We start from the raw sequence: 12,288 nt of genomic DNA on the forward strand, positions 1-12,288 counted from the left end.
CGCCGCACGCGCCTTCACCGACCTCACCCACGACCTCGTCCGCACACGCGGGTGACGGGCCCTCCAGATGGGCCGCGTGGGCGGCGCCGGAGCCCTCCATCTCGAAGGCCGCCGTGTCGTCGAAGTGCTCGCGGATCCACCGGGCGGTCCCGGACGCGGCGTCGGCGAGGACGACGTCGCCGGTGGCGATCGGCTTGAAGTGGACCCGGACGTCCGGCATGTCCCGCGCCGCCGAACGCGCCGCCTGCACCAACCCGTGGGAGCCGTACCAGGCCTCGGGGCGCCCCCGCGTCCCCTCGGGCGTCACCTTGCCGCCGTGGATGCCGTACACCTTGGTGCCCACCACCACGTCACCGAGGGCGATGTCCGGCTTGAGGCCGCCGGCGATCCCGGTGAACACGACGGCGCGCGGGTCCAACCAGCCGATGAGCGACGCGGTGAGCGCGGCGCTGTTGCGGGCGCCCTCACCCAGCTCGGCGGCGGCCAGGCGCCACGGGGTGCCGGGCAGCGGGCCCGCTTCGACGACGGTGCCGTTGCCGGGGTGGACCAGCTCCTCGCGCCGCTCGATGTACGGACGCACCGCGGCGTACTCCAGCGCGAGCGCGGTCAGGACCAGAACGGTGGGCTGGGAATCCGGCACACTCATAAGGTACCGCCGGGGGAAGGAACTTCAGTGGCTGAACGAGACGTCACCATGGGGCAGTTGCTGCTCGCCGAGTACCAGAGCGTCAAGGACGAGCAGAAGACCCGCATCGGCTTCCGGGACAACCTGCTGTACGTCACCCTGACCGTGGTGGCCGCCGTGATCGCCGCCGCGGCCCAGGCCGGACAGGGCGCGATGCTGCTGGCGCTGCCGCCGGTGTGTGTCGTCCTCGGCTGGACGTATCTCGTCAACGACCAGAAGATCTCGGCGATCGGCGCGTACGTACGCGGCGACCTGGGCCCCCGGCTCGCCGCCCTGGCCCAGGCGGAGGGCGGCGAGGTCTTCCGCTGGGAGAGCGCGCACCGCGGCGACGCCCGCCGGGTCTCCCGCAAGGTCACCCAGTGCGTGGTGGACCTGCTCGCCTTCTGCGTGGTGCCGCTGAGCGCGCTGGTCGTGTACTGGGCGGGTGGCGGCGTTTCCGCGGGGCTCGCGGCCGTGTCCCTGCTGGAGGCGGTCACCGTCGCCGGACTGGGGCTGTGCATCGTGCGGTACGCCGTGCCGTTCGGGGCCGGGTGAGCGACCGCACCGGCGTCCCGGACCCCCTCTCACCGTCCCTGCGGAACCCACCGGTACACCAGCTCGGGCCGCCCCACCTGTCCGTACAGCGGGCTCCGGGCGGCGCGGCCCGTGTCCACCAGGTGTTCCAGGTAGCGGCGGGCCGTGATGCGGGAGATGCCCACCGCCTCGGCGAGCCCGGTCGCCGTGAGCCCGTCCGGTGCCTCCCGCAGGGTGCCCGTCACCCGTTGCAGCGTCGGTGCGCTCAGGCCCTTCGGCAGGGCCGCCGGGGTGGGGGCGCGCAGGGCCGCCAGGGCCCGGTCCACCTCGTCCTGGCCGCTGGCCTCGCCCGCCGCCGCGTGGAACTCGGCGTAGCGCACCAGCCGGTCCCGCAGCGTCGCGAACGTGAACGGTTTCAGAACGTACTGGACGACACCCAGCGAGACGCCCTCCCGCACCACCGCCAGATCCCGGGCGGAGGTCACCGCGATCACGTCCGCGTGGTGCCCGCCCGCCCGCAACGACCTGGCCAGCTGCAAACCGTGCACGTCCGGCAGGTGCAGGTCCAGCAGGAGCAGGTCCACCGGGGTGCGGTCCAGGATGCGCCGGGCCTCCGCGCCCGTGTGCGCCTTCCCGACCGCGACGAATCCCGGCACCCGGCCGACGTACATCACGTGCGCGTCGGCGGCCACCGGGTCGTCCTCGACGACGAGGACGCGGATGGGCTGCCGTTCGTCCGTCATCCGCCGCCGCCAAGCGACGCGCGTCCGCCGCCGAGCAACGCGCGTCCGCCGTCCGGGGACGCGCCCGCGTCGCCTGGCGGCAACCCGTGTCCGTCGCCGTCCAGGGACGCGCGCAACGGCAACCGCACCTCGAACACCGCTCCGCCCTCGCCGTCCTCGCCGGATCCCGTCACCGTCAGCGTGCCCTCGTGGCGGGTCACCGCCTGCCGGGCCAGGGCCAGCCCGAGCCCCCGCCCGCCCGGCCCGGCCGGCTTGGTGGAGAACCCCCGCTGGAATACCAGGCCGGCATGCGCGGGGTCGACACCGGGGCCGGTGTCCGAGACCCGCAGCACCAGCTCGGCGCCCGAAGCGTACGCCGTCACGGTCACCCGCGCCCGGACGCTGCCCTGGGCCGCGTCCACCGCGTTGTCGATCAGGTTGCCGAGGATCGTGACCAGGTCCCGCGCCGGCAGCTCGGCCGGCAGCAGACCGTCGTCCAGGCGGCTGTCCGGTGAGACCACCAGCTCCACACCCCGCTCGTGCGCCTGGGCGGTCTTGCCCAGCAGCAGCGCGGCCAGCACCGGCTCGCTGACCGCCGCCACCACCTGGTCGGTGAGGGCCTGGGCCAGCTCCAGCTCGGCCGTGGCGAACTCCACCGCCTCCTCGGCCCGGCCCAGCTCGATCAGCGACACGACCGTGTGCAGCCGGTTCGCGGCCTCGTGCGCCTGCGAGCGCAGCGCCTGGGTGAAGCCCCGCTCGGAGTCCAGCTCGCCCATCAGGGACTGGAGTTCGGTCACGTCCCGGAGCGTCACGACCGTGCCCCGGTGCTCGCCCCCGGACACCGGGGAGGTGTTCACCACCAGCACCCGGGAGGCGGTCAGGTGCACCTCGTCCACCCGGGGCTCGGAGGACAGCAGGGCGCCGGTCAGCGGGGCCGGCAGACCGAGCCCGGCCACCGAGCGGCCGATCAGTTCCGCGTCCGGGGTGCCGCCGAGCCCCAGCAGCTCCCGGCCGCCGTCGTTGACCAGCGCGACGCGGTACCGGCCGTCGAGCATCAGCAGCCCCTCCCGGACCGCGTGCAGCGCCGCCTGGTGGTAGTCGTGCATCCGGCTCAGCTCGGTGGCGTTCATGCCGTGGGTGTGGCGGCGCAGCCGGGCGTTGATCACATAGGTGCCGACCGCGCCCAGCGCCAGCGCCCCGCCGGCCACCCCGAGCAGCGCGGTGACCTGGTCCTGGATCCGGGCGCTGATCGTCTCCACCTTGATGCCGGCGCTCACCAGCCCGGTGATCCGGCCGCCGTCCGTGACCGGGGTGACCGCGCGGACGGACGGCCCGAGGGTGCCGGTGTAGGTCTCGGTGAAGGTACGCCCGTGCCGGGCGGGGCCGATGGTGCCGAGGAAGCGTCCGCCGATCTGCGCGCGGTCCGGGTGGGTCCAGCGGATGCCGGACGGGTCCATGATCGTCACGAAGTCGACGTTGGCGTCCCGGGTGACCTGGAGGGCGTACGGCTCCAGCCGGGCCGTGGGGTCGGGGCCGCGGATCGCCGCGCGGACCGAGGGGGCGTCGGCGACCGACCGGGCCACCGCCGTGGCCTGCCGGGCGGCGGACTCCTCGGCCTGCCGCCGGTCGCTGACGTAGGTGAACAGCGCGTACCCGGCCACGACCACCGCGATCAGCACGGCCTGCATGGCGAACAGCTGGCCGGCCAGGCTGCGGGGGCGGGGGAGGGCGGGCAGACGCATGTCAGCAGTGTGCCTCTCCGTCCGATCGTGAACTAAATGAACGGAAGGGTGACCGCCCTCACAGGCCGGGAGATAGTCACGGCGTTCCCATCAACGCCCGGACGTGAGCCGCACGCCGGTTGTTCGCCGACGAAGACGTCAAGGAGGGCAGTCGTGGCCGCCAGCCCCGCCGATACGGCATCTGCCGCACCCCGCGCCCAGCGGGACCGGACCCATTACCTGTACATCGCCGTCATCGCCGCGGTCGCGCTCGGCATCGCCGTGGGCCTGATCTGGCCGGACGCGGCGGTGGAGCTGAAGCCGCTGGGCACCGGCTTTGTGAACCTGATCAAGATGATGATCTCGCCGATCATCTTCTGCACGATCGTGCTCGGTATCGGTTCGGTACGGAAAGCCGCGAAGGTCGGAGCCGTCGGCGGCATCGCCCTCGGCTACTTCCTGGTGATGTCGCTCGTCGCGCTCGCCATCGGTCTCGTGGTCGGCAATGTGCTGCACCCCGGCGACGGGCTGCACCTGACCGACGCGCTCCGCAAGAGCGGGCACTCCCAGATCGAGAGCGACGCGCTGCCGCCGGTGGACTTCGTGCTGTCGATCATCCCCAACACGTTCGTGTCCGCGTTCACCCAGGGACAGGTGCTCCAGACGCTGCTGGTGGCGCTGCTCGCCGGGTTCGCGCTCCAGGCCATGGGACCGGCCGGGCAGCCGGTGCTGCGCGGGATCGAGCACCTCCAGCGGCTGGTCTTCCGCATCCTGTCGATGGTGATGTGGGTCGCGCCCCTCGGCGCGTTCGGCGCGATCGCGGCCGTGGTCGGCTCCGCCGGCGTCGACGCGCTCAAGAGCCTGGCCGTGCTGATGCTCGGCTTCTACATCACCTGCTTCCTGTTCGTCTTCCTGGTGCTCGGCGCGCTGCTGCGGATCGTCGCGGGGCTGAACGTCTTCTCGCTGTTCAAGTACCTCGCCCGCGAGTTCCTGCTGATCCTGTCCACGTCCTCGTCGGAGTCCGCGCTGCCCCGGCTGATCGCGAAGATGGAGCACCTGGGCGTCAGCCGGCCGGTGGTCGGCATCACCGTGCCGACGGGCTACTCGTTCAACCTCGACGGCACGATGATCTACATGACCATGGCGTCGCTGTACATCGCGGACGCGCTCGGCACGCCGATGTCGGTCGGCGAGCAGATCCCGCTGCTGCTGTTCCTGCTGCTGGCGTCCAAGGGCGCGGCCGGGGTCAGCGGCGCGGGCCTGGCCACGCTGGCCGGCGGCCTGCAGTCGCACAAGCCGGCCCTGGTCGACGGCGTCGGGCTGATCGTGGGCATCGACCGCTTCATGAGCGAGGCACGCGCCCTGACGAACTTCGCCGGCAACGCGGTGGCGACGGTCCTGGTCGGTACGTGGACCAAGGAGATCGACAAGGACCGGGTGCGCCGGGTGCTGGCCGGCGAGGTGCCGTTCGACGAGACCACACTGCTGGACGAGGGGCACTCCTCGGTGGACGCGGCCCCGCCGGCCCGGAAGGAGGGGCTGGTCAAGGCCTGAGCGCCCATCGCGGTTCTCCGGCCGTCCGGCCCCGCCTGAACCGGGGCCGGGCGGCCGGTTTCTGTCGTCGGCCCACGCCGTTGCCTGCTGTGTCCACGGCACTCGTACGACGCCTCCGATGCGCTCCTACGCCACCTCGGCCACCAGCGCCATGGCCCGGGAGGCGGGTACGCCCGCCGCGGTCAGGACGGCGACCGTGGCCGAGCGGCCGGCATCCGCCGCTGCCAGCAGTCCGTCGTTCACCGCCTCCATCAGGGCGAACAGCATCTGCTCGTGGACGTACGCCAGCGCCGGCGCGGGCAGCGGCGAGTGGAACACGCCCGTGTCCAGGCCGCGCTGGAGCAGCCGTACCTTCGCCTCGCGCAGGGGGGCGAGGCGGTCGCGGATGCCCTGGACGGTGACCGTCCGCTGGGCCAGGGCGATCAGCAGCCGGTAGCGGTCGGCGGTCTGCCAGATCGCGAGCACCGACCGGGCCACCGCCTCCGCCGGGTCCGTCACCCCCGCCCGGACCGCCGCGTCGGCGTCCGCGAGCGCCTGCACCGCCTCGTCCACGAGTGTGCTGATCAGCGCCTCCCGGCTCGGGAAGTGGCCGTACACCGTCCGTCGTACGACGCCTGCCGCGCGGGCGATCTGGTCCATGGACGCGTCGGGGTCGCGCAGCAGCTCCGCGAGGGCGACGTCGAGGATGCGGCGCCGGTTTGCGTCGGCGCGGCTGGTGTTACCCGTGGTCATGGCGGTCATTGTGCCTTCCCGACCCCCTTCGGACTGGACTTGCACAGTCCTGTGCAACGTCGTACATTGCACATAGTTGTGCAATTGCACGTTACTGTGCAAGTCCGTCGCGTACCCCGAGGAAGGCGATCCCTGCCATGCGACTCGTCATGACCGAACCGGTCGAGAGGATGGAGCGTCCCTACGCCCGGCGATGGTGGGCGCTGCTGGTGCTCTGCCTCAGCCTGCTGATCATCGTGATGGCGAACACCGCCCTCACCGTCGCCGCGCCCGACATGACGAAGGATCTCGGGCTCTCCAGCGCCGACCTGCAGTGGGTGATCGACGGCTACACCGTGCCGTACGCGGCGCTGATGCTGCTGCTCGGCGCGATCGGCGACAAGTACAGCCGGCGCGGCGCGCTCGTGCTCGGCCTGGTCGTGTTCGGCGGCGGAGCCGTCTTCGGCTACCTCGCCGACAGCGCGGCGACCGTCATCGCGGCCCGCGCCGTGATGGGCGTCGGCGCGGCGCTGATCATGCCGGCCACGCTCTCGCTGCTCGCCGCGACCTTCCCGCGCGCCGAGCGGGCCAAGGCCATCACCCTGTGGACCGCCACCGCCGGGCTCGCCATCGCCGCCGGACCCGTGGTGGCCGGCGCCCTGCTGCGCGACCACGGCTGGTCCTCCACCTTCCTGATCAACGTGCCCGTCGCGGCCGTCGCGCTGATCGCCGCCTTCGTCCTCGTCCCGCCGTCCAAGGCCGGCCACCACGACCGCATCGACTACGTCGGCGGCGTGCTGTCGGTGATCTGGACCGCCGCGCTCGTCTACATGATCATCGAGGGCCCGCACTTCGGCTGGGGCGCCAAGGCCATCGGCGCGGCCGTCGTCGCCGGCGTCGGCCTGGTCGCCTTCGTGCTGTGGGAGCTGCGCCACCCGCGCCCGATCCTGGACGTGCGCCGCTTCGCCGCCCGCCGGTTCGCGGGCTCCAACCTCGCCGTCGCCCTGTTCTTCCTGGCCGTCTTCGGCGCCTTCTACTACCTGACCCAGCACCTGCAGTTCGTCCTCGGCTACGACGCCCTGCAGACCGGTGTGCGCATGCTGCCGCTGGCCGGCGCCGTCTTCGTGGGCTCGGCCCTGACCGCCCTGCTCACCCCGCGCGTCGGCATGAAGTGGACCGTCGGCGCGGGCATGGCCGGCGGCACGGTCGCCCTGGCGCTGCTCACCCGGGTGGACGCCGGCTCCACGTACGGCGACTTCGTGGCGCCCCTGATCATCCTGGGCCTCGCGATAGGCCTGGCGCTCTCGCCCTGCACCGACGCCATCATGGGCGCGTTCCCGGAGTCGGAGCTGGGCGTCGGCGGCGCCGTCAACGACACCTCGCTGGAGCTGGGCGGCTCGCTCGGCATCGCCATCCTCGGCTCCCTGCTCGCCACCTCCTACAGCGACCACCTGTCCGACGCCACCAAGGGCAGCAAGCTCCCGGCGAGCGCCCTGGACACCGCGCAGGACTCGGTCGGCGCCGGGTACGCCGTCGCGCAGGGCATCGGGGAGAAGGCGCACCAGGCCGCCGCACAGGCGCAGCAGGCGACCGATCCGCAGCAGGCCGCGCAGCTCAAGCAGCAGGCCGGCGAGCTGGCCTCCGGCGCCCGGCAGATGGCCGACGCGGTCGGCTCGGCCTTCTCCGACGCGGTCGCCCACACCAGCCTGGTCGGCGCGGTGATCCTGGGCGTCGGCACGGTCCTGGTGGCCGTCCTGCTGCCGCGCCGGGAAGCCGCCACCGCGCAGGGCGAGGACGCCGAGAAGGAACTGGCGGACAGCAGGACCGCCTGAGTCCGCGGCGACCGAAAAAAATCCCCCGGACAATTGCGTCCGGGGGATTTCTCTGCGTATATTCAGTGGTTCGCGACTTCGATTCCCGAGATCGCGAAGAAGTTCAGTGAGCACAGTATATGCGGGCGGGAGCGGAATTGTCAAACGCGGATCTGACGAACAGCGAATTTCCCGACGATGAATTGCGCGGCGAGCAGGAATTCATCGACGGACTGTACGCGCGCGTGGACGTCCTGCGCGGCGAGGCCGAGACCTCGGTCACGGACGCGCTCGCCCAGGGCGACAAGCCCATGCAGGCCCGGCTGGAGCGGGACATCCTGGTCGCCGAGCGCTCGGGGCTGCTCGCCGCGCTGAACGCCGTGGACGGCTCGCTGTGCTTCGGCCGGATCGACCTGGCCGACGGCACGACCCACCACATCGGCCGGATCGGGCTGCGCGAGGACGACGCCGAGCGCACCCCCGTGCTGATCGACTGGCGGGCCGATGTCGCCCGCCCCTTCTACCTGGCCACCGGCCACACCCCGATGGGCCTGCGCCGCCGCCGGCACATCGCCACCGAGAGCCGGACGGTCACCTCCCTGCACGACGAGATCCTGGACCTCGGCGACGCCACCCGCACCGGCCACGAGGACCACAACGGCGACGCCGTGCTGCTGGCCGCGCTGAACTCCGCGCGCACCGGCCGGATGGGCGACATCGTGCAGACCATCCAGGCCGAGCAGGACCGGATCATCCGGGCGCCGCACCGCGGGGTGCTGGTCGTGGAGGGCGGCCCCGGCACCGGCAAGACCGCGGTGGCCCTGCACCGGGCGGCGTACCTGCTCTACGAGCACCGGGAGCTGCTGGCCCGCCGCGCGGTCCTCATCGTCGGCCCCAACCCCGCCTTCCTCGGCTACATCGGCGAGGTGCTGCCCTCCCTCGGCGAGACCGGGGTGCTGCTGGCCACGGTCGGCGAGCTGTTCCCCGGCGTGAGGGCCACCGCCGCCGACACGCCCGAGGCCGCCGCCGTCAAGGGCCGCGCCGACATGGCCGAGGTGCTGGCCGCCGTCGTCCGCGACCGGCAGGCCCTGCCGGACCCGGTGATCGCGATCGAGCACGACCGGGAGGTGCTGATGCTGGACGACGGCCTGGTGAACGTCGCCCGCGAACGCACCCGCGCCGCCAAACTGCCGCACAACGCGGCCCGCGAGCACTTCGAGGGGCACATCCTCAACACGCTCACCGAGCTGTACGCCGAGCGCGTGGGCACCGACCCCTACGACGGCAGCAGCCTGCTCGACCCCTCCGACATCACCCAGATCCGCGACGAACTCGCCGAGAACCCCGAGGTCTGGGACGCCATCGACACGCTGTGGCCGCGGGTCACCCCGCAGCGGCTGGTCGCCGACTTCCTCGCCGAGCCCGACGGTTACCTGCCGAAGGAGGACGCCGACGCGATCCGCCGCCCGGTGACCCGCGCCTGGACCGTCGCCGACGTGCCGCTGCTGGACGAGGCGGCCGAACTCCTCGGCGAGGACGACCGGACGGCCCGCGCCCGCGCCGAACGCGAACGCGAGACCCAGGTGGCCTACGCGCAGGGCGTGCTCGACGTGTCGTACGCCTCCCGGACCTACGAGTTCGAGGACAAGGACGACGAGGAGTCGGAGGTGCTGTCGGCGCACGACATCATCGACGCCGAGCGGTTCGCCGAACGGCAGGAGGAGGCCGACCACCGCAGCGCCGCGGAACGGGCCGCCGCCGACCGCACCTGGGCGTTCGGGCACATCATCGTGGACGAGGCGCAGGAACTGTCGCCGATGGCCTGGCGGCTGCTGATGCGGCGCTGCCCGACCCGCTCGATGACCCTGGTCGGCGACCCCGCCCAGACCGCCGAGGCGGCCGGCGTGGGCTCCTGGGCGGACATCCTCGCCCCCTATGTCGAGGACCGCTGGGAGCACACCCGGCTGGGCGTCAACTACCGCACCCCGGCCGAGATCATGGATCTGGCGGCGGCCGTGGTCCGCGCCGGGCAGCCGGACTTCGAGCCGCCCAGCTCGGTCCGCTCCACCGGGGTACGGCCCTGGGTGCGCCACGCCTCCGGCGACCTGCCCGGCGCGGTCGCCGAGGCGGTCGCCGAACTCACCCCCGAGGAGGGCCGGCTCGCCGTGATCGCCCCGCGCGACCTGCACCGCGCCCTCGCCGCACGCCTGGACGGGGTCACCGCGGGCACGGAACCCGACCTGACCCGCACGGTGGTCCTCCTCGACCCCCGCCAGGCCAAGGGCCTGGAGTTCGACTCGGTCCTGGTGGTGGAACCCGCCGCCTACGGCACGAGCGACCTGTACGTGGCCCTGACCCGCGCCACCCAGCACCTGGGCGTACTGCACACGGGGACGCTGCCGGCCGGGCTCACGCCGGCCGCAGCCACACCGTAGCCAGTGGGGGCAGGGTCAGGCGGAGGCTGGTGGGGCGGCCGTGGGCGCCGTGGGGGTCCGGCTTGAGGGGGTCCGGGTGGGTCACGCCGCTGCCGCCGTACCGTGTGGCGTCGGTGTTCAGGACCTCCACCCAGGCCGGGACGTCGTCCGGCACCCCGATGCGGTAGTCGGGGCGGACCACCGGTGCCAGGTGGGAGACCGCGAGCAGCGGGGTGCCGTCGGCGGCGCGGCGCAGGAACGCGAAGACGTTGTCGTCCGCCGCGTCCCCGGCGATCCACTCGAACCCCGCCGGATCGGTGTCCCGCTGCCACAGCGCCGGGGTCGCCCGGTACACCGTGTTCAGGTCCCGGACGAGGTCGCGCACGCCCCGGTGGTCCGCCGCCGCGCCGTACTGTGGATCCAGCAGCCACCAGTCCGGGCCGCGCGCCTCCGACCACTCGGCGCCCTGCGCGAACTCCTGTCCCATGAACAGGAGTTGCTTGCCGGGGTGGGCCCACATGAAGCCCAGGTACGCCCGGTGGCCGGCGCGCTGCTGCCACCAGTCGCCCGGCATCTTCGACACCAGGGACCCCTTGCCGTGCACCACCTCGTCGTGCGAGATCGGCAGGACGTAGTTCTCGCTGTAGGCGTACACCATCGAGAACGTCATCTCGTGGTGGTGGTACTTGCGGTGCACGGGGTCGTGGCTCATGTACTGGAGCGAGTCGTGCATCCAGCCCATGTTCCACTTCAGGCCGAAGCCGAGCCCGCCGAAGCCGCTCGGCCCCCGGTGGTGGGTGGGGCGGGTGACACCGTCCCAGGCCGTGGACTCCTCGGCGATGGTCACCACGCCCGGGCAGCGCCGGTAGACGGTGGCGTTCATCTCCTGGAGGAAGGCCACCGCGTCCAGGTTCTCCCGGCCGCCGTGCTCGTTGGGCGTCCACTGCCCGGACTCCCGTGAGTAGTCCAGGTAGAGCATGGAGGCGACGGCGTCCACCCGCAGCCCGTCGATGTGGAACTCCTCGCACCAGTACACGGCGTTCGCCACCAGGAAGTTGCGCACCTCGCGCCGGCCGAGGTCGAACTCCAGCGTGCCCCAGTCCGGATGGGCGGCCCGCGCCGGATCCCGGGGTTCGTACAGCGGGCACCCGTCGAAGGCGGCCAGCGCCCAGTCGTCGCGCGGGAAGTGCGCCGGCACCCAGTCCATCAGCACCCCGATGCCGGCCTGGTGCAGCCGGTCCACCAGGTACTTGAAGTCGTCGGGCGTGCCGAGGCGGGCCGTCGGGGCGTAGTAGCCGGTGACCTGGTAGCCCCACGAGCCGCCGAAGGGATGCTCGGCGACCGGCATCAGCTCCACGTGCGTGAAGCCCATCTCCCGTACGTAGGCGGTAAGTTCCTCCGCCAGCTCGCGGTACGTCAGTCCGGGCCGCCAGGAGGGCAGGTGGACCTCGTAGACGGAGAAGGGGGCCTCGTGCACCGGGGTGTCCGCGCGGTGCGCCAGCCACTCGGCGTCGCCCCACTCGTGGTGCGGGACGTCCACGACGGACGACGTCGCGGGCGGGACCTCGGTGCGGCGGGCCAGCGGGTCGGCACGCAGGGTGCGCGAGCCGTCCGGGCGGGTGATCTCGAACTTGTACAGCTCGCCTTCGCCGATCCCCGGCACGAACAGCTCCCAGACCCCGCTGCCGCCCAGCGAGCGCATCGGGAAACCGGTGCCGTCCCAGAAGTCGAAGTCACCGCAGACCCGCACGCCCCGCGCGTTCGGCGCCCACACCGCGAACCGGGTGCCGGTGACGCCCTGGTGGGTGAGGACGTGGGCGCCGAGCGCCTGCCACAGCTGCTCGTGCCGGCCCTCGCCGATCAGGTGCAGGTCCAGCTCGCCCAGGGTGGGCAGGAAGCGGTAGGGGTCCTCGGTCTCCAGGACCGTGCCGTCGTACGTCACGAGCAGCCGGTAGGCGGGGACCGAGGCGAGCGGGAGCAGGCCGGAGAAGAAGCCGTCGCCGTCGTCGTGCAGCCGTGCGCGCAGCTCGTCGCAGACCACGGTGACGGTTCGGGCGTAGGGACGGAAGGCGCGGAAGGCGACCCCGCCGGGGACCGGGTGGGCGCCGAGGACGGCGTGCGGATCGTGGTGGGTGCCGTGCAACAGCCGCACACGGT

The 12,288-nt window shown here is 72.7% G+C and carries 9 protein-coding genes; 4 read left to right on the forward strand and 5 right to left on the reverse strand.

Annotated elements, in window-relative coordinates; translation table 11 throughout:
- A partial coding sequence (locus H5J33_RS10555) for a 5'-methylthioadenosine/S-adenosylhomocysteine nucleosidase (protein ID WP_181794633.1) occupies positions 1-646 on the reverse strand: 646 nt, incomplete at its 3' end.
- Between the two features lie 27 nt (positions 647-673).
- Here H5J33_RS10555 and H5J33_RS10560 point away from each other — a divergent pair.
- The gene (locus H5J33_RS10560) at positions 674-1,219 is read left to right on the forward strand and encodes a hypothetical protein (RefSeq protein ID WP_181794634.1); all 546 of its coding nucleotides are present in this window, start codon (positions 674-676) and stop codon (positions 1,217-1,219) included.
- 29 nt (positions 1,220-1,248) lie between these two features.
- Here the strand turns inward: H5J33_RS10560 and H5J33_RS10565 are convergent, their stop codons facing one another.
- Together H5J33_RS10565 and H5J33_RS10570 are read right to left on the reverse strand one after the other, a co-directional pair.
- Positions 1,249-1,941 carry a response regulator gene (locus tag H5J33_RS10565; RefSeq protein WP_181794635.1) on the reverse strand — a complete coding sequence of 231 codons (693 nt, stop codon included), beginning with the start codon at positions 1,939-1,941 and terminating at the stop codon, positions 1,249-1,251.
- Positions 1,938-3,662 carry a sensor histidine kinase gene (locus H5J33_RS10570; protein WP_181794636.1) on the reverse strand — a complete coding sequence of 575 codons (1,725 nt, stop codon included), beginning with the start codon at positions 3,660-3,662 and terminating at the stop codon, positions 1,938-1,940. Before H5J33_RS10570 ends, H5J33_RS10565 begins: the two co-directional genes overlap by 4 nt.
- A gap of 153 nt (positions 3,663-3,815) precedes the next feature.
- On the opposite strand from H5J33_RS10570, the gene H5J33_RS10575 reads away from it, so the two are divergent.
- Complete coding sequence (locus tag H5J33_RS10575; RefSeq protein WP_181794637.1) at positions 3,816-5,195, forward strand: cation:dicarboxylate symporter family transporter; 1,380 nt, start codon at positions 3,816-3,818, stop codon at positions 5,193-5,195.
- 126 nt (positions 5,196-5,321) lie between these two features.
- Here H5J33_RS10575 and H5J33_RS10580 read toward each other — a convergent pair whose 3' ends face one another.
- Positions 5,322-5,936 (reverse strand): TetR/AcrR family transcriptional regulator, encoded by a 615-nt coding sequence (locus tag H5J33_RS10580; protein ID WP_181794638.1) that lies wholly within the window; start codon positions 5,934-5,936, stop codon positions 5,322-5,324.
- Between the two features lie 128 nt (positions 5,937-6,064).
- Between H5J33_RS10580 and H5J33_RS10585 the strand changes: the two genes are divergently transcribed.
- Together H5J33_RS10585 and H5J33_RS10590 are read left to right on the forward strand one after the other, a co-directional pair.
- The gene (locus H5J33_RS10585) at positions 6,065-7,738 is read left to right on the forward strand and encodes an MFS transporter (RefSeq protein WP_181794639.1); all 1,674 of its coding nucleotides are present in this window, start codon (positions 6,065-6,067) and stop codon (positions 7,736-7,738) included.
- A 119-nt stretch (positions 7,739-7,857) separates the two neighbouring features.
- Positions 7,858-10,152, forward strand: coding sequence for a UvrD-helicase domain-containing protein (locus H5J33_RS10590; protein WP_181794640.1), 2,295 nt, complete (start codon positions 7,858-7,860; stop codon positions 10,150-10,152).
- Here H5J33_RS10590 and glgB read toward each other — a convergent pair.
- Positions 10,127-12,288: 1,4-alpha-glucan branching enzyme (gene glgB / locus H5J33_RS10595; protein ID WP_181794641.1), on the reverse strand; the 2,162-nt coding region annotated here is incomplete at its 5' end. The two genes, H5J33_RS10590 and glgB, sit on opposite strands and share 26 nt — an antisense overlap.

Origin of the sequence: Streptomyces sp. WELS2, from assembly GCF_013870595.1 — a bacterium.
GTDB lineage: Bacteria > Actinomycetota > Actinomycetes > Streptomycetales > Streptomycetaceae > Streptomyces.